Genomic DNA, 18596 nt, shown 5'->3' with positions numbered 1-18596 from the left:
CATCTGCGGATGGGGGAGTTTTTTCGTGAACAGCTAAAAACGGGTAAAGGATTAAAAAGGAGGGAGTCATCATGCGTGATCTCGTCTATTCTTTTCAAGTCTCGCTCGACGGGTACATCGAGGATGCGTCGGGCAGCATCGCCTTCGCATCACCGGACGCTGAACTGCATCAGTATTTTAATGACTACGAAACAGAATTCGATACCCATGTTTATGGACGTCGCTTGTACGAAATAATGTATCCGTATTGGTCGACGGCCGATCAAACGGAGACGGATCCGATTTTAATTGAGTATGCGAAGTGTTGGCAGCAACTTGAGAAGGTTGTCTTCTCACACACCTTACAGTCCGTCGAAGGTAAGGCACGTCTTGCAACCCGGTCGCTGGCAGAAGAAATCGCATACTTGCGGACACTCCCAGGAAAACAGATTGCAATCGGAGGAGCGACGCTTGCGGCAGAAGCTGTCCGCCTGGACTTGATCGACCGTTATCGTGTCGTCATCTATCCCGTCTTACTGGGAGGAGGAAAGCGGATGTTTCCGTTGTTCGAGCAACCTTTCCCTTTACGTCTCATCGACCAGCAGACCTTTGCTTCCGGATGTATCGCCTTGACGTATGAGCGGATCCGGAATGATTGATTCAGAAGAGAAACAGATCAATGAAACAGGCAGTCCATCCCCCTTATTTTTGCAGGAGTAGGAAGGATCTGCTTGTTTTTTATATACAGACTTTATCTCTTTTCCGAGAAGAGCTCCGAAGAAGAAATTCCTGATTCTGCTATGCTATGATGGGAAATATGGAGCAATACAGATAGGAGGAAGACGGATGATTTATGTCGGCGTGACCGGTTGGGGCGATCACGACAGCCTCTATCCGACACCACAAGACCGGAAAGAGAAGCTTGCCGCTTATGCAGGACATTTTCCGGCAGTCGAAGTCGATTCGACGTACTATGCGATTCAACCGGAACGGAATTATCAGAAGTGGGTCGCGGAGACTCCGGACGCCTTTCGGTTCATCGTCAAGGTCCACCGAGCGATGAGTGGCCATGACCGGGAAAATAAGGATCCGCTTGGTCCGATCTTCGAACAATACCTGACTTCGATCGAACCGATGCGGCAAAGTGGAAAGATTGCGGCGATTCTCGTCCAACTTCCACCTTGGTTTGATGTCAGTAAAGTCCATCTCGAGTATCTTCAGACGATCCGGAAGTCGCTTGCCGGACTTCCTGTCGCAATCGAGTTTCGGAATCCGTCCTGGTATTCAGATCTTTATCAAGAACGGACGCTTCGTTTTTTGGCGGAGCATCAATTCATTCATACGATTTGTGATGAACCGCAGACGGAAGACGGGTCTGTACCGTTCGTTCCCGTAGTGACGCAAGAGACGGCGTTCGTCCGCTTGCATGGCCGTAATATCAACGGATGGCTTAAAAAACCGGGTCAGAGCAGTGACGACTGGCGGAAAGTCCGTTGTCTGTACCGTTATTCGGAAGATGAACTGCAAGATTTGGCGACACATATCCGTTCGCTTGCCGAACAGGCAAAAGACGTGTATGTTTTCTTTAATAACAATTCAGCAGGAGATGCCGTTCCGAACGCCAAACGACTCATCGAGATTTTAGGTCTGGATTACGAATCGCTGGCACCCCGGCAAATCTCATTGTTTTAATACCTAGAGGAGGCTTGAGCGTGAAGTTACACGTCATTCATTATAACGATCTACATTCACACTTTGATATGTGGCCTCGCTATATGTCGTTCATGAAAGAACACCGGACGTATGATTCCCTCGTCTTTGATTTAGGGGACCATGCAGACCGGGTCGCACCGGCAACGGAGGCGACGCAAGGTAAAATCAACACGCACCTATTAAATGAACTGGCTCCGACGGCCGTCACGATTGGAAACAATGAAGGCATTACGTTTCCACATGACTGGCTCGAGGAATTATATACGGACGCGACGTTCCCCGTCCTCGTGTCGAACTTGACGGCACCGTTTGCAAAAGCCGGCATGATCCAAGACTTGCCGACAGGAAAAGTCGGGATTTTTGGTCTGACGGCTCCTTATTATGAACTGTACGATTTGCTCGGATGGTCGATTGAAGATCCGTTGGAAGCGGCAGCGCGTGAAATCGAAGCCTTGCGGGATCAAGTCGATGTCTTGATCTGTCTGAGTCATCTTGGGTTCTACCAGGACGAAGCACTGGCCGAACGATTCCCGGAACTTGATTTGATCATCGGTGCGCATACCCATCACGTCCTCGATGACGGAGTCGTCAAAAACGGAGTCTTGATTGCACAGGCCGGAAAGTACGGTCAGTATGCAGGTGAAATTTACTTGAATACGGATACAGGCGAAAAAGAGGCCGTCCTCCATTCACTTGAAACCTATCCTTCAGACGAGGCGACATCGGTCTTACTCGATAAAGAACAGTATTTAGCGGAGCGTCAGATGAAACAACCGATTGGTCGAACATCAGGTCTTTCGAATGACTGGTTCAACCCGTCCCCGTTTACGCAACTATTGGCAGATACGATGCGCGATTGGTGTAATGCCGATCTTGCCTGTGTGCCTGCCGGGATGTTACTCGGTTCATTATCACCAGGACCTGTCTCATCGTTTGATTTACACCGGCTCTGTCCGCACCCAATCAATCCGTGTAAGGTGACGATGACCGGAGTTGAGTTGAAGCAGTTTATTGCCGAAGTCGATACGGAACGATTCGAACAATTAAAGGTTCGAGGACTCGGTTTTCGTGGAAAGCTGATGGGCAAGATGCATTATTCCGGAAATGATCAGCCCATCGATGAGACGAAGAATTATACTGTCGTCCTGCCGGATATGTTTACGTTTGGTCCGATTTTCCCCGCCATCAAAGAGATGCCGAAAGAATATTTCATGCCGGAACTGTTACGGGACCTCCTGTTCAATCGCCTATCGGAGAAGTCTGAATTCAGCGAATTACACGTCCGCAAACACTGAATATTTGGTATACTGTAACAGAAATCAGGTCAGTTTTTTACGGATAAAGGGGGAAACCGATTCATGGGACGCAGAGAGATACAACGTAAGCCAGAGTGGTTGAAAATCAAGTTGAACACGAATGAGACGTACACAGAACTCAAAAGTATGATGCGGGAAAAAAAGCTTCACACAGTATGTGAGGAAGCGAAATGTCCGAATATTCATGAGTGTTGGGCCGTTCGCCGGACCGCGACATTCATGATTCTTGGCAGCATCTGTACACGTGCCTGCCGTTTTTGTGCCGTAACGACGGGGCGACCAAATGAACTTGACTTAGAAGAACCGAAACGGGTTGCGGAATCCGTTCGTCTGATGAATCTGAAACATGCGGTCATCACAGCCGTTGCCCGGGATGATTTAAATGACTTCGGGGCCGGTGTCTACGCGGAGACGGTACGGGAAGTCCGTCGTATGAATCCGGAGACATCAATTGAAGTCTTACCGTCCGACATGGGTGGGAACTTCGACGCGTTACAGACGTTGATCGAAGCCAAGCCGGACATCATGAATCATAATATCGAGACGGTCCGCCGTCTGACACCAACGGTTCGTGCAAAGGCGACGTACGACCGGACACTTGAATTCTTACGTCGCTCAAAAGAGCTTGCACCGGAAATTCCAACGAAATCGAGTCTGATGCTAGGTCTTGGTGAGACGTGGGAAGAAATTTTACAGACGATGGATGATTTGCGTGCCAATGATGTTGATATCATGACAATCGGTCAGTATCTTCAACCAACAAAAAAACATTTGGATGTCATCAAATACTACACACCACAAGAGTTTGCTGAATTAAAACAGATTGCGCTCGGAAAAGGCTTCTCGCATTGTGAGGCCGGTCCGCTTGTCCGTTCGTCTTACCATGCCGACGAACAAGTCAATGCCGCGAAAAAAAATAAAACCGCTTTACCGATTGACTAATGAGCTCGAACCGTCCAAGCTACGTGCGAGGGCGGTTTTCTGTTGTCGGACGATTCGTTTTTAGAAGTGATTATGGTAAGATAAAGGAAGCAGGGGGTGGAAAAAATGATACAAGTCAATCGTGAAAGATATGAAATCGTCGAAGAGAAACGAGAAGGATTTAATGAAGAAGCCTTTATCGGGCGGTTTAGTGACGTCCTTGAAAAGTACGACTATATCGTCGGGGATTGGGGACACGGTCAATTACGCCTGCGTGGTTTTTATGAGGACGATCACGAAAAAGCAACGTTCGATACGAAAATCTCCCATGTGGCGGATTATCTGTATGAATATTGTAATTTTGGATGTGCGTATTTTATCGTCAAACGGATGGAACTCGTAGAAGGAGAAGAAGCACCACCTCGCTTCGACGGATCTTCAGCGAACACGCTAAAGCTCAAACGGAAGTTTTCGGCGGAAAAAGAAGAGACACAAGAGGAACAGTAATCAAACTGACATCTAAAAGGATGTTTCTGATTGGATGATTTCGGCTAATAATATAGTATCACGTATTATAGGGGGAACTATCCATGAGAATCGTCGGGATTTATCATTCTGTGCCAGAAGTCGTCAGTGCTGTCCATGATTTACGCGTTGCAGGTGTCGTATCAACGGATTTGAAAGTCGTTGCCCATGATCGATATGACCTGGAGCAAATCGAAGAATTGGCAGATTTAAAAAATCAGCAAACGTCGACACGTCTGTCGCAAGAAGACCACATGAATCTTTGGCAGGAGATCAAAGGAATCTTTAAAAAAGACAGTTCAGCTTCTCCTTCTCATCATGACGTGCTACAAGCGAGCGGATTGACGAAAGAGGATGTCAACCGTGCCAACAAAGCAGCGGAAGAGGGACAATTCGTCTTACTCGTCGGCGATGAAGCAGATCAGCATTCGGAACGTAAAGCCCACGATGAATCGGATAATACCAATGTCTTTAGTGGTCCAAACACGATGAATGAACGAAACGACCGTTTATTATGAACAACAAGCAGCCCCGTCCAATTGGACGGGGCTGCTTGTTGTTTTATAAACCGATGTAGTCACGTAAGTATCCTTCGAGTTCTTCTGCCGCCTCATCCTCTAAATCAAAGGCATGGGCGATATAACCCGGTTCCTCGAAATCATCCGGACCGATGATCGCAAATCGATTCGATAAGAGATTCAGTACGAGAATCTTTCCGAAAAAATGTTCCGAATGGGTGATCGCTAAATCAAATCGGTTGGTCTCGCCGATCCAACAGACGAATCGGGTTTTTGTCTGTTCGACGTCATCATATAAAAAATCGCGTTCTTGCATCATCTGTCAGTTCCCTCATTTCCTTCATCTCTGCTTAGATTAAAGGGTTTGGGGAACTTTTTGCAAGTACGGTTTACGTGAAAGGCTGTGTTCTGCGATGACTTTCCGGATCGTTCGTGTTTTCGAGCGCATGACGAGTGACGTCGTTTCGACGATATCATCCGTCAAGAAGCGGACGCCGTCGAGCATTTCACCCGTCGTGACCCCTGTTGCTGCGAAGATGCAGTCGTCACTTTTGATGAGATCGTCAAGCGTCAACAGTTGTAGCGGATCAGCCAGACCCATCTGAATGACACGAGCTGTTTCTTCTTCATTCATCGGGTGCAGACGGGCTTGCATGTCGCCACCCATTGCTTTGACGGCAGCGGCCATGATGACGCCTTCTGGCGCGCCACCCGTCCCGATGAAGATATCGATTCCTGTTGATGGAGAAAGTGGTGCAATTCCTGCTGAAACGTCACCGTCTTCAAACAGACGGACACGTGCACCGACACGCATCGCCGCTTCCCGGAAATGGTCATGACGTGGACGATCCTGCATGATGACCGTCACTTCTTCAATGCGTTTTTGATTTAGCACGGCTGCTTTTTGGATGATGACTTCGAGTGGATCGTCGAGTGAGACGTGTCCTTTTAAGTTCGGACCGACTGTCAGTTTATCCATATACATATCCGGAGCGTGGAGCAGGGCACCTTGATCAGCGACGGCGATGACGACCATCGCGTTGCCAAGACCTTTTGCGACGATATTCGTCCCTTCGAGGGGATCAACGGCGATATCGACGATTGGTCCGTTTGATGTGCCGACTTTTTCACCGATGAATAACATCGGTGCTTCATCGAGTTCGCCTTCACCAATGACGACTGTTCCCGCCATGTTGACGGTATTTAAGACTTCGCGCATGGCAGTCGTTGCCGCGTCATCGGCTTCGTTCTTTTTCCCGCGACCAATCCACTTGGCGGATGCTAATGCTGCTGCTTCTGTTGCTCGGACGATTTCTAGTGCTAATTCCCGTTCCATCTATGAATAACCTCCAAGTCACATAATGTGACATACTATTTTCGTAAAAATCTAAATTGAGGATAACACATTGGGGAATGTGATGCAAACAGCCTTTCTGCTTTTCATGTCCCGCGGATAGAGCTAAAATGAAGGATGTGAGGGGGAATGCTGGATGTATTTCGTAAATCGTGAAAAGATTGAACAAACAGTGGTTTGTTTTGAAACCGCACTGCGTCAAAGCAAGGAATTAACAGGGGATGCGTTGACGATTTCACTGGCGTGGGAACGGATCGGGTTTTTAGTGATCGAAAGTATCATCGATATCGGAAACAGTATGATTGATGGTTTCATCATGCGTGATCCGGGAAGTTATGAAGATATCGTATTGATTTTAGAAGATGAACGGGTCGTCGATACGGCACTTGCCACTAGTCTGAAACGAGTGGTCGCACTACGGACACGGATTGTCCGTGAATTTACGACATCGAGTACAGCGGACATCCGCGAGATCCTTTTTGAAGAGGAAACAGAGTTACGTCGTTTCCCGGGAGCCGTTCGACACTATTTAGAGACCGAACTTGGACCCGTCTCTGCATTTTTACCAACTGAGGAGTGAGTCAGGATGAAAGCAAAAGGATATTTATTTGATTTAGACGGTACAATGTATAATGGGACAGAACCTGTCAAAGAAGCCGTTGATTTTGTCAATCAGTTGCAAGAACAAGGGGTTCCGTATCTCTTCGTCACGAATAATGCGTCGATGACAGCGGAAGCCGTTGCTGAAAAATTACGTGGTATGGGTGTACACTCGAACGCGGAACACGTCTTGACGAGTGCGATGGCGACAGGTCGCTACATCGCGGAACTCGCCCCTGGTGCGAAGGTTTATGCGATTGGCGAAGGCGGTTTGATTGATGCGCTTGAACGTCAAGGCTTACAAGTTGTTGCGGATGAGCAGGCTGATTATGTCGTCATCGGGCTCGACCGTCAGATCACGTATGAGAAGCTAGCAATCGGAGCACTGGCGATTCGTGCAGGCGCGCGCTTCATCTCGACGAACGGGGACATCGCGATTCCGACAGAACGTGGTTTCTTGCCTGGTAACGGTGCCTTGACATCCATTTTACGGGTGACGACGGAAAAAGAACCGTTTTATATCGGGAAACCGGAACCGGTCATGATCAATATCGCAGCCGAGATGATTGGTCTCGCGAAAGAAGACTTAATCATGGTCGGGGATAACTACCATACAGATATTTTATTCGGCATCAATGGCGGTATCCGGACGATGCACGTCAATTCCGGTGTCCATACACCGGTCTTCATTCAAGGACAGGACGCACAACCAACCTATATGGTGGATACGTTAGCTGAATGGATTCTGTGAACAAAAAAATCCCCATTGACAAATGTCAGTGGGGATTTTCAGTCTTAGAAGACTTGTTCAACTTCGACGACGCCAGCGACTTCTTCAAGAAGGGCACGTTCGATACCAGCCTTCAATGTAATGGTTGAACTTGGGCAACTGCCACAAGCTCCCATTAAACGGAGTTTGACGATACCGTCTTCTACATCTACGAGTTCAACGTCTCCTCCGTCACGAAGAAGGAACGGACGCAATTTTTCGAGGACTTCATTCACTTGATCAAACATTTCCATGCGTAAACACATCCTTTCTTATAGAATCATTGTAACAGGGTTGAAAAATGTTCTCAATCTGGAAAACTTGTATACTAAAAAAGAAGTATCCATCAAGAGGGGGAGTTTGAATGGAAATCAAGGTATATGGCGCTGCACAGACATGTCCGAGCTGCGTCGGGGCACCGAGTTCAGAAGAGACCTACAGCTGGCTCCAAGCCGTACTTGGGCGAAAATACGAGACAGCATTAACGTTTGCGTATGTTGATTTCGAGACATCACCTGTCGAAGATGATTGGATCCTGGCCTTGAAGGACGATGTCTATTTTTATCCACTCGTCCTGCTCGACGAGGAGATGATTGACGAAGGATACGTCCAGCTGAAAAAAATCACCCGGGCGATTGATACGAGACTCGAAAAAACGGCACCGGAATGACCGGCGCCGTTTTGCTTATTTGATCTTTTTATGTTTCCAGAGGACACCCGACTTCAAGAGACGTGGTACTTTTCCGGTTAATGCCTGTTTCCCCATGACGATCCCAAATCCGTCTGATTTCCCGAGCGAGCCGAGCATACCACGTAACTTGATCTCTGGTAGTTTCGGCAGTTTTTTACCGTCCCATTTCGCTTGCAGGACATCGACGACTTGATCCGCTTGATGTTCCGCGAGCTGTCCGCTTGGTGCGTACGGTAGACTCGCACAATCACCGATCACGAAGACATTTTCATGTTCCGGGACGTGGTGGTGTTCGGTCAGCTTGATGCGTCCGCCACTATCCGCTTCAAATCCGAGATCCCGAACGACTTTGACCGGTTGTGTGCCGGCCGTCCAAATCGTTAAGTTCGAAGGATAGGCCTCATCCCCGTTTTGGACGTCATCTGCCGTGACGAACGTGACATTTGAATTGTTGATGACTTCGACATCATGTTCTTCGAACCACTCCTGGACGTATGTCGATACTTTATCCGACAGGAACGACAACACCGATGGACCCCGATCAAACAATCGGATCTTCAAGTCTTTCCGGCTTTCGTGTAATTCACTCGCCAGTTCGACACCAGACAGTCCGGCCCCGACGATCGAGACGACGGCACCGGGTGAGAGACCGCAAATTGCCTGTTGGGTTTTCCGAGACTCTTCAAGCGTTTGGATGCTGTACGTAAATTCTTGCGCCCCCGGTATGTTATGGTATTTATCTTCACACCCTAATGCGATGATGAGATCGTCATAAAAAAGTTCCGTACCATCTTGCAGATGGACGGAGTTCGTCTCCGGTGAAATCTGGACGACATGTCCATATTTATATGTGAGATGTTCGCCTTCAGGAAAAGCGATTCGAACATCACGATCCGACAATGTACCGGCAGCGAGTGCATAATACTCTGTTTTTAAGGCATGATACGGTAAACGATCGACGAGGGTCACAGCGACCTCTTCATCTTTAAACCGTTCACAAATCCGCATACCGCCATATCCGCCGCCTAAAACAACCAGTTGCTTCATAACTTTAAATCCCCCTTAGTTCCCCTAAATCAGTCTGACCTTGTATAATACGACATGGGGAAGGACAATTCCTGCTTAAAGGAGGAAAAAAAGTGAATCCAATTATTGAATTTTGTATCAGTAACTTAGCGACAGGAACCCAAGTCGTCATGCAACAACTTGAACGGGATCCGAATGTCGATGTCGTCGAATATGGATGTCTCGGATATTGCGGCATTTGTTCACTCGACCATTTTTGTCTCGTCGATGGCGAAACGGTCGTCGGCGAGACACCGGAAGAACTGTTAGAAAAGATTTATCAAAAAATCGAAGAAAACGAACTTTAAAAAAATCCCCGTGTCTCAGAAGAGACCGGGGATTCGTGTCTGTCAGCGGGCGCGGCTTCGGACTTAGATCGTTTGTTGACGACGCATCATCCATGGTTTCAGTTTCAAAAACAGCGGAATGAAGAGTGCTGAGATGAACATAGCCTTGATGATGTTAAACGGTAAGATACCGGCTGTAATCGTCGTCCACTTGACGGCAGGATCTAACATGTAGTCCATACCGAAGAACCAAGCGTACGCTGGAAGAATTAAGATATAGTTGAGGATTGCAAGACCGAGTGCCATCGTGATTGTACCAGCGACAAGACCGGTTGCGAGACCTTTTGTAGTTTTCTTTTTATGATAGAACCAACTGACCGGAAGGATGAAGGCAACACCAGCAGCGAAGTTTGCAAGCTCTCCGACCGGGACACCACTTCCGCGGAAGATGTAGTACAGGACGTTTTTAAGCGCTTCGACGATGACACCGGCAATCGGTGAGAACATGATGGCTGCGATTAAGGCAGGGACATCACTGAAGTCGATTTTTAAATAGTTCGGTAAAAAAGGTAACGGGAAATTGAGTAGCATTAGAACAAACGAAATTGAACCTAACATGGATAAAGTGACCATCTTTTGTGTGCGTTTCATACGAGTATAATCTCCTTTTGCTCGTTCCTCTCGATGAAGTATTGGCATGGCTGCGTCCAAAATAAACCCCTATCGAATCAGATTCAATAGGGGAGAAGTCCGCAATAAACTAAACCTGAACGATTTTTACAAAAATCGGTTCAAGAAATAGAAACATGCCGCCATCTTCTCCCATCCAGACTATACTGTCGGCTCCTGAGTCACACAGAATCAGCAAATAGCGCCCTATTCGCTCGCGGGCTTCAGACGAATCGTCTGTTCACCGCCGGTCGGGAATTTCACCCTGCCCTGAAGATGGAACGATTTAATTTTTTTTGATACAACTCCTTTATACAACGAATTCAAGATAGTTTCAAGCAACTAGGTTTCGAATCAGCTCGAAATTGCGTATACTAGAAAAAAAGGGAGGGTGATGACATGATCCAATTAACAGAAGCAGCAGCTCTTCAAGTGAAAGAGATGATGATGCAGGCGCCGGACGACGAAAAAAATCTACGGATGCTCGTGCAAGGTGGCGGATGCAGTGGTCTCTCCTACGGAATGGGCTTTGACAGTCAAAAAGAGACCGACTTGACCTTTGAACAACACGGTGTGAACGTCATCGTTGACCAAAAAGACTATCCGGTCGTCAAAGGACTGGAAGTAGACTATAAACAATCCATGCTCGGAGGCGGATTCACGATTACGAATCCAAATGCGATCGCCACGTGCGGCTGCGGGACTTCATTCCGGACTGCAACCAATGCCGGGACACCGGGCGGATGTTAATCAAATGACTCTAATCGCAGACGATTCCGTCTGCGGTTTTTTTTGTTTTTCAGAGACAGACAGGACTTACGCCGCTAAATGGAGAAGGATTACAACGAACGCCATGATAAGGGAGGACTATCGATGCGAAAGGTACTGATCTTCGGTGGAACACGTTACTTTGGGAGACGGCTGGCATTACGACTTGCAGAATCAGGGGATGATGTGACGATTGTCACGCGCGGCGAGCACACGCCACCTGTCGCGAAAGGCTTGACATTCTTTAAAGGAGACCGGACGTCAAGCAGCACGATGAAAGACTTAGGGAGTCAGAACTGGGATATCATCTATGACAACATCTGCTTTAATCCGTATCAGGCGAAACTTGCCGTCGATGCGTTCGAAGGAAAGGTCGGTCGTTATATCTTGACCTCGACGATGTCAGTTTATGAGAACGGTGGAACGAAGATTTCAGAACGTGCCTACAATCCGTTTCCTGGGAAATATGACCTCGAAAAAGAACATGATTACGGGGAAGGAAAACGCCAAGCAGAAAGTTACTTTTTCCAACGGGCGACGTTCCCGGTCATCGCTGTCCGCTTCCCGGTCGTTTTAGGACCGGACGATTATACGGAACGATTGGTGTTCCATATCAAACGAACATTGGCAGATCAGCCGATCATTGCAGAAAATCTGTACGCGAAAATGGGGTACATCTCGAGTTACGAAGCAGCAGCATTTCTCGAATGGTGTGGACGCTCGACGATGACCGGACCAATCAACGCGGCGAGTGACGGCGTGTTGTCGATCCAAGACTTGATGGATAAGATCGATCGTGTCGCGGAAACGACCACCCGTTTTGAAACGACTGGAGAAGACCCGTCACCACTGGCACCGGATCACGACTTTTATATGGATACGGCAGCCGCAAAACAAGCGGGGTATTTGTTCCAACATGTCGACGACTGGCTCGATCGACTCATTGAAGAGGAGGTCCGCAATCACAGATGATTACATTAATCAAACCGTCTGTACAACTTGAAGTCGAATACCTCGATTTTTTACTGGAGTGGCAACAATCCGGCGAATCGATCGTACCAAGTGTCGTCAGTAAAACCTTTTTGCCGTTAGCGGATTTTTTAGAGGAGCAACAACAAGAAGAACAGGTGGCACCGGAAAACTGGGTCACGCACTCGACCTATTGGTTATATGACGGACAAAAAATCGTCGGTGCGGTCAATTTCCGGCATGACCTGAACGACCAACTGCAGCAAATCGGTGGGCATATCGGTTACGGGATTCGTCCGAGTTCCCGGCAGAACGGGTATGCGACGGAAGGGTTACGTCAAGCACTGAACGTCGCAAGAGAGCGGGGGCTTGCCTCTGTTTTGATCACATGCAGTGCAGATAACCTGGCGTCCGGTCGTGTCATCGAAGCAAACGGTGGACAAGAAGTCGAATCGTATGTAAAAGAAGACGGGACGCGTGTTCGACGATTCAACGTGCCATTGTCTTAAAATTGCTTTGAAAAATCATTCTATTGCGATTAGGATGATTTTTTTTGAATTGAAAGAACTGTGTAGAAAAGATTCATTTCCCGTGACTCCTACAGGGAAAAGCGCGTTTTTCGCGCTGCCAGAGGCAAGCGAGACCCGGCTTCTTGAAAGGTAAGGTCAAGAAGCCGCGACTTGCGTCTCGCCTGAGGAAAGCACGGGAAGAAAGAATCTGGCGGCGTCAAACACAGTCATTTAGACTGCAAACAAAAAGAAGAGAAACTTCGATTTGCATCGAGGCAACTCTTCTTTTGGGCGTAACTTAATGATTTTTGACTTTCTCAAAAAGACTAGTCGAGTGTTGCGGGTGACGCGCTGAAGGATCGACAAGCAACTTCGCTTGATTGACGGCAATCGGTGCTTCACCGAAACCCGTCGCAATCAATTTGACACGACCGTCGTAAGTCGCGATATCGCCGCATGCGAAGACACCGGGGATCGCCGTTTCCATCTTCGAGTTGACGCGGATCGAATTCCGTTCAAACTCGACTTCCCACTCCTTGAGCGGTCCGAGCGAGGAAACAAAACCGAAGTTACAGACGACATCATCGGCACCGACGACAATCACATCATCTGTTTCCGCATGTTTAAAGGTTAACGTCTCGATGCTGTCGTCACCCGTGACTGATTCGAGTGTATACGGTGTCATGACATTGACGGATGAGTTGTGTAACAGCTCGACCGTATGCTCATGGGCACGGAATTTATCACGACGGTGAACGAGCGTGACGGATTTAGCGATCGGCTCAAGCATCAATGACCAGTCGACTGCGGAATCGCCACCACCGAGTAAGACGACTTGGCGATCCTTAAAGCGATCCATCTCGTTGACGAAGTAATGCAGGTTACTCGTCTCGAAACGTTCTGCATCTGCGACACCAAGTGGACGGGCGGCGAACGACCCGTTTCCAGCTGTCAGGATGACGGTTTTCGTGTAATGTTCTCCTTTATTCGTGACGAGGCGGATCAGTCCGTCATCGAGCCGTTCATAAGCAAGGACGGTTTCGCCGAGGACGTACGTCGGATCAAATTCGTTTGCTTGTTCGAGCAGACGATCAATCAAATCCTGGGCTTTGACTTTCGGGAAGCCGGCAATGTCGTATATATATTTTTCAGGATAAAGCGTCGCCAGTTGTCCACCGAGTTGTGGTAGACTTTCGATGACTTTCGTCTTCATCTGACGCATGCCTGAGTAAAAAGTGGTGAACAGTCCGACTGGACCACCGCCGATAATCGTTACATCATATGGTTGGTGCATCTGAGTCCCTCCTAAAGTTGGATACTCCTATTATATAGGAAGATGGGTTCGATGTGGCAAGTGCGAGACATCTCACATTTTTTTAAGGGATTGCATATTTTAGCTTTGCAATCTATGATAGAAAATGGTTCAATGAACGTATAGACGTGTGAACATTATTTGAACAAAGTTTTCGAGCATTTATCTGCAATTGAATGTGAAGGAAATCACAACAAAACTATTAAGCGTAAGGGGTATCAGAACATGAACACACCAAACATTGTTATTCTTGGAGCCGGCTACGGTGGATTGATCACAGCAGTCAACCTTCAAAAGAAACTTGGCGTCGACCAAGCGAACATCACATTAATCAACAAACACGATTATCATTACCAAACAACGTGGTTACACGAACCGGCAGCAGGAACGATGTCTGCTGAACAGGCACGTATCTACATCAATGATGTCATCAATCCTTCGCGTGTCAAACTTGTCAAAGGTATCGTCGAGAAAGTTGATACAGCAAGCAACACAGTGAAGCTTGTCGACGGTGGAACAGTTCCTTATGACTACGTCGTCGTCGCACTTGGTGGCGTTCCGGAAACATTCGGCATTAAAGGATTGAAAGAGAACGCTCTAACGATCAGTTCACTGAACAGTGTCCGAAAAATCAAGGAACATATCGACTATTCCTTCGCCGAGTACAAAACGACGGGTTCAACAAACCGTTCACTCTTGACGATTGTCGTCGGTGGTGCTGGATTTACGGGTATTGAGTTCATGGGTGAACTCGTCAACCGGATTCCTGAATTGTGTAAACAATATGATATCCCACGCGAACTCGTTCGTGTCGTCAATATCGAAGCTGCTCCAACAGTCCTTCCTGGATTTGATGCGGATCTTGTCAACTACGCACACAAATGGCTTGAGCGCCAAGGCATCGAGTTCAAACTCGGTAACGGCATCAAGGAATGTGGACCGGGCAGCGTGACATTCGGACCGCTTCAAGGTGAAACAACAGAAACAATCGAAGCGAACACAATCATCTGGACAGGTGGCGTCAGCGGTAACCCGGTTGTTGCAGCATCTGGCTTTGAAGCGATGCGTAACCGTGTCGTCGTCGCAGAAGACCTCCGTGTTCCTGGACACGAAAATGTCTTCATGATCGGTGATTGTTCAGCAGTCATGGATCCGAATTCGAATCGTCCGTACCCGCCGACTGCTCAGATCGCGACGCAACAAGCACACAAAGTGGCTGAAAACATCTCTGCTCTCATCGGTGGACGTCAAACATCAACGTTCACATATGAAAACAAAGGAACAGTCGCTTCACTTGGTCATAAAGATGGAATCGGTATGGTCTTCGGGAAGAAGATTTACGGACGTAACGCATCATTCATGAAAAAAGTCATCGACAACAAACATTTCCTTGAGTTGAAAAAGATTGGTCTTGCCATCAAAAAAGGTAAATTCTAAGTTCACGTTTTAGGCAAATGTACACTCGTGCATTTGCCTTTTTTGTCGGTTATACTAAAAAAGAGATTCAAAGGGGGAACAGTATGCATATCATTCAAGCCGTGATCGGGAGTGTTCTCTATCTCGTCATGTTCTTTAGTATCGGTTTTATCTTAAACATGTTGTTACGCAGTACGTGGATCATGCTTGTCCTCTATCCGCTGATCATCATCATGATGATTGATAACCAGTCGACGCTTGATTACTTCACGAATGCCCGTGAAGCGGTTCCGGCACTCGGTGAACGGATCATGGGGCTGCAGACGGCAGATGTCACGATGTTTGTGGCCGGCCTTGCCGGAATCGTCATCGCCGGTATGTCCATTCGCTTTCTGCGTAAAAGTGGTTACCAAATGTTTTAAAGTCTACTTGAGTGAGTAGGCTTTTTTAGTGCGTGGAAACACGTTATAATAAAAACAGTGTCTTTTAAAAAATGTGTAAGAGCAGATAGGGTTGAGAGCGAATGGATAAACAAATGTACCGCGTTATCAAAGTCTTGAATAATAATGTCGTCATTTGTTCGACTGGTGCCAACCAGGAAGTCATTATCCTCGCGAAAGGGATTGGCTTCGGTCGGAAGCCAGACGATCAACTAACGGATCTTGAAAAGCTAGAAAAAGTCTATACGTTAAAAGATAAAGACGAGCAGGCACAGTATAAGGCACTTGTCGGACACCTCGATGAAAATTTCATCGCTTTGATGAACGAAATCGTTTCGATGATTGAAACGCGGTTCGGAAAACGGGTTGATGAACATATTCATATCGGGTTGACGGATCATTTGACGTTTACGTTCAAACGTTTGGAGCAAGGCATGGAAGTGACGAATCCGTTTCTTGCAGAAACGGAAGCCTTATATCCGGAAGAGTATGCCTTGGCGGAAGAAATCGTTGAATTCATCAGTGCCGAGATGAATTTTTATCTGCCGCCTGCAGAAACGGGCTTCATCGCGCTCCATATTCATTCGGCAACGAACTTCAAAGATGTGCTCGAAGTGAACCGACATCATCAACTCGTCGGATTAATTGCCAGTCATATCGAACAGCGTTTGCAGATCAAAATCGATCGAAAATCGTTGGATTATAAGCGTTTAATTCGTCACTTACGGTCAGCGATTGAAAGGGTTTCCAATGGTGAGTACCTAGAGGCGCCAGAAAAAGTAGAAAAGCTATTGCGCGAAGAATATCCGCTGTGCTATGATACTGCTTGGGAGCTGATGTCCATCATGGAACGTCAGTTGAAGAAAGCGGTACCGCGCGGTGAAGCGACGTATCTTACGATGCATCTGCAACGCTTAGTGCAGTACGATTTAGGTAAATGACCGCACGGACTACGTGTTACTGATACGATCAGGCATGAGTGGGATGTCGGGCAAAATGGTTTATTTCCGTTAGGATTTTTCGCGGGATAAGTGTATTTTGTCTACAATCCGCTTGTGCCTGATTTTTTTCTGTAAAAATCGGTCAGATGTCTGACTTTTTTCGACCTGTCATTGGTATTATTTATTATTGTAGATTTTAGATTAAGAGGAGGAAACACACATGTTCAAACAGATTTTTGCTGTTCTTCAACGTGTTGGTAAAGCGTTGATGCTTCCTGTTGCGATTTTGCCTGCTGCCGGGATCTTACTCGGATTCGGTAATGCGATGCAAAATCCGAACTTGACGTCAAAACTCGAGTTCTTAAAAAATGATGCAATCATCAAGGTTGCAAAATTGATGGAAGCAGCCGGGGATATCATCTTCGGTAACTTAGCACTTTTATTCGCGGTCGGTGTCGCAATCGGATTAGCAGGAGACGGCGCAGCCGGACTTGCAGCGATCGTCGGATTCCTGATCATGAACAAAACGATGAGCGTTTGGCTCGGCGTTACACCAGAAATGGTGGCAAACGGTCAAGGATACTCAAACGTACTTGGTATTCCAACACTTCAAACAGGTGTCTTCGGTGGTATCATCATCGGTTTGATCGCCGCCTGGGCCTACGGGAAGTATCATAATCTCGAATTGCCGCAATTCCTCGGATTCTTCGCAGGAAAACGTTTTGTTCCAATCGTTACAGCAGTTGTTTCATTGTTCGCAGGTCTTGTTCTTGTATTCGTTTGGCCGTTCGCACAAGACGGGTTGAACACATTCTCCCACTTTATGATGGAGAAAAACCCAACACTTGCAGCATTCGTCTTTGGTCTCATTGAACGTTCATTGATTCCATTCGGTCTTCACCATATCTTCTATGCACCATTCTGGTTCGAATTCGGTTCGTACACGAATGCAGCAGGAGACGTCGTTCGTGGTGACCAAGCGATCTTCTTCGCTCAGTTAAAAGATAACGTTGAATTAACAGCTGGTACATTCATGACTGGTAAATTCCCGTTCATGATGTTTGGTCTTCCAGCAGCAGCACTTGCTATGTACCATGAAGCACGCCCAGAGCGTCGCGCAATCGTTGGTGGTCTTCTTGGATCAGCAGCACTTACAGCTTTCTTAACAGGTATCACAGAACCAATCGAATTCGCATTCTTATTCGTTGCACCAATCTTGTTCGCAGTTCACGCAGTCTTCGCAGGTCTTTCGTTCATGACAATGCAACTCTTGAACGTTAAAATCGGGATGACATTCTCAGGTGGATTGATCGACTTCCTTCTCTTCGGTGTCCTTCCAGGACGTACGCAGTGGTGGCTCGTCATCGTCGTCGGTCTTGTTCTCGCAGTTGTGTACTATGTTGGATTCCGTTTCGCAATCCGCAAGTTCAACTTGAAAACACCAGGTCGTGAAGACGAAGTCCAAGAAACTTCAATGGCTCAAGGATCTGAGCTTGCAGCTGGTATCCTTGATGCACTCGGTTCTGAATCAAACATCAAACACCTTGATGCATGTATCACACGCCTTCGTGTTGAAGTACTTGATAAATCAAAAGTTGACAAAAATGAATTGAAAAAATTAGGTGCGGCAGGGGTTCTTGAAGTTGGTAACAACGTCCAAGCGATCTACGGACCAAAATCAGATAACATCAAATCTGAAATTCAAGCTGTCATCGCGTCACGTAAACAAGAAAAATCAGTTTAATGCATGAAGAGTTTTCCCGATTTGGGAAGGCTCTTTTTTTGTGGAAATAAACATCTTCTAAATAGTTTCGCGGAATAAACATTAAGGGTA

Annotated in this window: 23 protein-coding genes and 1 riboswitch; of the genes, 17 read left to right on the top strand and 6 right to left on the bottom strand. The window is 47.1% G+C overall.

Annotation, left to right across the window (positions count from 1 at the left end):
- The first annotated feature begins 71 nt into the window (after positions 1 to 71).
- The 6 genes from KNQ13_RS02360 (at position 72) to KNQ13_RS02335 (ending at position 4972) form a co-directional block, all read left to right on the top strand.
- Positions 72 to 638: a dihydrofolate reductase family protein gene (locus tag KNQ13_RS02360; protein WP_209548024.1), complete on the top strand. Its 567-nt coding sequence runs from the start codon at positions 72 to 74 to the stop codon at positions 636 to 638.
- 187 nt (positions 639 to 825) lie between these two features.
- A complete protein-coding gene (locus KNQ13_RS02355; RefSeq protein ID WP_071499636.1) occupies positions 826 to 1671 on the top strand; it encodes a DUF72 domain-containing protein in 846 nt (281 codons plus the stop codon).
- A gap of 20 nt (positions 1672 to 1691) precedes the next feature.
- Entirely contained in the window at positions 1692 to 2987 is a 1296-nt protein-coding gene (locus KNQ13_RS02350; RefSeq protein ID WP_209548023.1) for a bifunctional metallophosphatase/5'-nucleotidase, read from the top strand.
- A 63-nt stretch (positions 2988 to 3050) separates the two neighbouring features.
- On the top strand, positions 3051 to 3950 hold the full coding sequence (lipA, locus tag KNQ13_RS02345) for a lipoyl synthase (protein ID WP_209548022.1): 900 nt from the start codon (positions 3051 to 3053) through the stop codon (positions 3948 to 3950).
- Between the two features lie 105 nt (positions 3951 to 4055).
- Positions 4056 to 4436, top strand: a complete 381-nt coding sequence (locus KNQ13_RS02340; RefSeq protein WP_014971105.1) for a YutD family protein — start codon at positions 4056 to 4058, stop codon at positions 4434 to 4436.
- A gap of 83 nt (positions 4437 to 4519) precedes the next feature.
- Positions 4520 to 4972, top strand: coding sequence for a general stress protein (locus KNQ13_RS02335; RefSeq protein WP_071499638.1), 453 nt, complete (start codon positions 4520 to 4522; stop codon positions 4970 to 4972).
- A gap of 43 nt (positions 4973 to 5015) precedes the next feature.
- Here KNQ13_RS02335 and KNQ13_RS02330 read toward each other — a convergent pair whose 3' ends face one another.
- Both KNQ13_RS02330 and glpX read right to left on the bottom strand, forming a co-directional pair.
- Positions 5016 to 5291, bottom strand: a complete 276-nt coding sequence (locus tag KNQ13_RS02330; protein WP_209548021.1) for a DUF3055 domain-containing protein — start codon at positions 5289 to 5291, stop codon at positions 5016 to 5018.
- A 36-nt stretch (positions 5292 to 5327) separates the two neighbouring features.
- Positions 5328 to 6308 (bottom strand): class II fructose-bisphosphatase, encoded by a 981-nt coding sequence (gene glpX, locus KNQ13_RS02325; protein WP_209548020.1) that lies wholly within the window; start codon positions 6306 to 6308, stop codon positions 5328 to 5330.
- A gap of 154 nt (positions 6309 to 6462) precedes the next feature.
- Here glpX and KNQ13_RS02320 point away from each other — a divergent pair, with 154 nt between their 5' ends.
- Complete coding sequence (locus KNQ13_RS02320; protein ID WP_209548019.1) at positions 6463 to 6906, top strand: DUF86 domain-containing protein; 444 nt, start codon at positions 6463 to 6465, stop codon at positions 6904 to 6906.
- A 6-nt stretch (positions 6907 to 6912) separates the two neighbouring features.
- Entirely contained in the window at positions 6913 to 7677 is a 765-nt protein-coding gene (locus KNQ13_RS02315) for a TIGR01457 family HAD-type hydrolase (RefSeq protein WP_209548018.1), read from the top strand.
- A gap of 44 nt (positions 7678 to 7721) precedes the next feature.
- Here the strand turns inward: KNQ13_RS02315 and KNQ13_RS02310 are convergent, their stop codons facing one another.
- Positions 7722 to 7949, bottom strand: a complete 228-nt coding sequence (locus KNQ13_RS02310; RefSeq protein ID WP_012371190.1) for a NifU family protein — start codon at positions 7947 to 7949, stop codon at positions 7722 to 7724.
- Positions 7950 to 8059: 110 nt separating this feature from the next.
- Between KNQ13_RS02310 and KNQ13_RS02305 the strand changes: the two genes are divergently transcribed.
- Positions 8060 to 8365, top strand: coding sequence for a DUF1462 family protein (locus KNQ13_RS02305; RefSeq protein WP_071499642.1), 306 nt, complete (start codon positions 8060 to 8062; stop codon positions 8363 to 8365).
- Between the two features lie 15 nt (positions 8366 to 8380).
- Here the strand turns inward: KNQ13_RS02305 and KNQ13_RS02300 are convergent, their stop codons facing one another.
- Positions 8381 to 9433 carry an NAD(P)/FAD-dependent oxidoreductase gene (locus tag KNQ13_RS02300; RefSeq protein ID WP_071499643.1) on the bottom strand — a complete coding sequence of 351 codons (1053 nt, stop codon included), beginning with the start codon at positions 9431 to 9433 and terminating at the stop codon, positions 8381 to 8383.
- Between the two features lie 92 nt (positions 9434 to 9525).
- On the opposite strand from KNQ13_RS02300, the gene KNQ13_RS02295 reads away from it, so the two are divergent.
- Entirely contained in the window at positions 9526 to 9759 is a 234-nt protein-coding gene (locus tag KNQ13_RS02295; protein WP_012371187.1) for a YuzB family protein, read from the top strand.
- A gap of 63 nt (positions 9760 to 9822) precedes the next feature.
- Here the strand turns inward: KNQ13_RS02295 and KNQ13_RS02290 are convergent, their stop codons facing one another.
- Positions 9823 to 10389, bottom strand: coding sequence for an ECF transporter S component (locus KNQ13_RS02290; protein WP_071499644.1), 567 nt, complete (start codon positions 10387 to 10389; stop codon positions 9823 to 9825).
- 159 nt (positions 10390 to 10548) lie between these two features.
- A riboswitch (FMN riboswitch) is annotated at positions 10549 to 10689 on the bottom strand.
- A 117-nt stretch (positions 10690 to 10806) separates the two neighbouring features.
- Between KNQ13_RS02290 and KNQ13_RS02285 the strand changes: the two genes are divergently transcribed.
- From KNQ13_RS02285 to KNQ13_RS02275, 3 genes are all read left to right on the top strand, one after another.
- A complete protein-coding gene (locus KNQ13_RS02285) occupies positions 10807 to 11157 on the top strand; it encodes a HesB/IscA family protein (RefSeq protein WP_209548017.1) in 351 nt (116 codons plus the stop codon).
- A gap of 123 nt (positions 11158 to 11280) precedes the next feature.
- Positions 11281 to 12147 carry an NAD-dependent epimerase/dehydratase family protein gene (locus KNQ13_RS02280; RefSeq protein ID WP_071499645.1) on the top strand — a complete coding sequence of 289 codons (867 nt, stop codon included), beginning with the start codon at positions 11281 to 11283 and terminating at the stop codon, positions 12145 to 12147.
- Entirely contained in the window at positions 12144 to 12653 is a 510-nt protein-coding gene (locus KNQ13_RS02275) for a GNAT family N-acetyltransferase (RefSeq protein ID WP_209548016.1), read from the top strand. The genes KNQ13_RS02280 and KNQ13_RS02275 overlap by 4 nt, the downstream gene beginning before the upstream one ends.
- Before the next feature lie 298 nt (positions 12654 to 12951).
- Here the strand turns inward: KNQ13_RS02275 and KNQ13_RS02270 are convergent, their stop codons facing one another.
- Complete coding sequence (locus KNQ13_RS02270) at positions 12952 to 13947, bottom strand: NAD(P)/FAD-dependent oxidoreductase (protein WP_209548015.1); 996 nt, start codon at positions 13945 to 13947, stop codon at positions 12952 to 12954.
- Between the two features lie 243 nt (positions 13948 to 14190).
- Here KNQ13_RS02270 and KNQ13_RS02265 point away from each other — a divergent pair, with 243 nt between their 5' ends.
- The 4 genes from KNQ13_RS02265 (at position 14191) to ptsG (ending at position 18506) form a co-directional block, all read left to right on the top strand.
- Positions 14191 to 15402 (top strand): NAD(P)/FAD-dependent oxidoreductase, encoded by a 1212-nt coding sequence (locus KNQ13_RS02265; RefSeq protein WP_071499648.1) that lies wholly within the window; start codon positions 14191 to 14193, stop codon positions 15400 to 15402.
- An 83-nt stretch (positions 15403 to 15485) separates the two neighbouring features.
- Entirely contained in the window at positions 15486 to 15803 is a 318-nt protein-coding gene (locus tag KNQ13_RS02260) for a YuiB family protein (RefSeq protein ID WP_071499649.1), read from the top strand.
- 101 nt (positions 15804 to 15904) lie between these two features.
- The gene (gene glcT, locus KNQ13_RS02255) at positions 15905 to 16762 is read left to right on the top strand and encodes a glucose PTS transporter transcription antiterminator GlcT (RefSeq protein WP_014971090.1); all 858 of its coding nucleotides are present in this window, start codon (positions 15905 to 15907) and stop codon (positions 16760 to 16762) included.
- A 220-nt stretch (positions 16763 to 16982) separates the two neighbouring features.
- Positions 16983 to 18506 carry a glucose-specific PTS transporter subunit IIBC gene (gene ptsG / locus KNQ13_RS02250; protein ID WP_014971089.1) on the top strand — a complete coding sequence of 508 codons (1524 nt, stop codon included), beginning with the start codon at positions 16983 to 16985 and terminating at the stop codon, positions 18504 to 18506.
- Positions 18507 to 18596 lie beyond the last annotated feature (90 nt).

Source organism: Exiguobacterium sp. s128 (assembly GCF_018618815.1).
Taxonomy (GTDB): Bacteria; Bacillota; Bacilli; order Exiguobacteriales; family Exiguobacteriaceae; genus Exiguobacterium_A; species Exiguobacterium_A antarcticum.
The sequence above is the reverse complement of the archived record's forward strand: the minus strand, read 5'-3'. Positions and strand labels throughout refer to the sequence as shown.

Excerpts from the sequence above, each read along its gene's own strand:
- KNQ13_RS02300 (WP_071499643.1), bottom strand. The coding sequence starts at position 9,433 with ATGAAGCAACTGGTTGTTTTAGGCGGCGGATATGGCGGTATGCGGATT.
- KNQ13_RS02340 (WP_014971105.1), top strand. The coding sequence starts at position 4,056 with ATGATACAAGTCAATCGTGAAAGATATGAAATCGTCGAAGAGAAACGA.
- KNQ13_RS02330 (WP_209548021.1), bottom strand. The coding sequence starts at position 5,291 with ATGATGCAAGAACGCGATTTTTTATATGATGACGTCGAACAGACAAAA.
- KNQ13_RS02275 (WP_209548016.1), top strand. The coding sequence starts at position 12,144 with ATGATTACATTAATCAAACCGTCTGTACAACTTGAAGTCGAATACCTC.
- KNQ13_RS02285 (WP_209548017.1), top strand. The coding sequence starts at position 10,807 with ATGATCCAATTAACAGAAGCAGCAGCTCTTCAAGTGAAAGAGATGATG.
- lipA (WP_209548022.1), top strand. The coding sequence starts at position 3,051 with ATGGGACGCAGAGAGATACAACGTAAGCCAGAGTGGTTGAAAATCAAG.
- ptsG (WP_014971089.1), top strand. The coding sequence starts at position 16,983 with ATGTTCAAACAGATTTTTGCTGTTCTTCAACGTGTTGGTAAAGCGTTG.
- KNQ13_RS02265 (WP_071499648.1), top strand. The coding sequence starts at position 14,191 with ATGAACACACCAAACATTGTTATTCTTGGAGCCGGCTACGGTGGATTG.
- KNQ13_RS02355 (WP_071499636.1), top strand. The coding sequence starts at position 826 with ATGATTTATGTCGGCGTGACCGGTTGGGGCGATCACGACAGCCTCTAT.
- glpX (WP_209548020.1), bottom strand. The coding sequence starts at position 6,308 with ATGGAACGGGAATTAGCACTAGAAATCGTCCGAGCAACAGAAGCAGCA.
- KNQ13_RS02315 (WP_209548018.1), top strand. The coding sequence starts at position 6,913 with ATGAAAGCAAAAGGATATTTATTTGATTTAGACGGTACAATGTATAAT.
- KNQ13_RS02260 (WP_071499649.1), top strand. The coding sequence starts at position 15,486 with ATGCATATCATTCAAGCCGTGATCGGGAGTGTTCTCTATCTCGTCATG.
- KNQ13_RS02320 (WP_209548019.1), top strand. The coding sequence starts at position 6,463 with ATGTATTTCGTAAATCGTGAAAAGATTGAACAAACAGTGGTTTGTTTT.
- KNQ13_RS02290 (WP_071499644.1), bottom strand. The coding sequence starts at position 10,389 with ATGAAACGCACACAAAAGATGGTCACTTTATCCATGTTAGGTTCAATT.
- KNQ13_RS02270 (WP_209548015.1), bottom strand. The coding sequence starts at position 13,947 with ATGCACCAACCATATGATGTAACGATTATCGGCGGTGGTCCAGTCGGA.
- KNQ13_RS02305 (WP_071499642.1), top strand. The coding sequence starts at position 8,060 with ATGGAAATCAAGGTATATGGCGCTGCACAGACATGTCCGAGCTGCGTC.
- KNQ13_RS02360 (WP_209548024.1), top strand. The coding sequence starts at position 72 with ATGCGTGATCTCGTCTATTCTTTTCAAGTCTCGCTCGACGGGTACATC.
- glcT (WP_014971090.1), top strand. The coding sequence starts at position 15,905 with ATGGATAAACAAATGTACCGCGTTATCAAAGTCTTGAATAATAATGTC.
- KNQ13_RS02335 (WP_071499638.1), top strand. The coding sequence starts at position 4,520 with ATGAGAATCGTCGGGATTTATCATTCTGTGCCAGAAGTCGTCAGTGCT.
- KNQ13_RS02280 (WP_071499645.1), top strand. The coding sequence starts at position 11,281 with ATGCGAAAGGTACTGATCTTCGGTGGAACACGTTACTTTGGGAGACGG.
- KNQ13_RS02310 (WP_012371190.1), bottom strand. The coding sequence starts at position 7,949 with ATGGAAATGTTTGATCAAGTGAATGAAGTCCTCGAAAAATTGCGTCCG.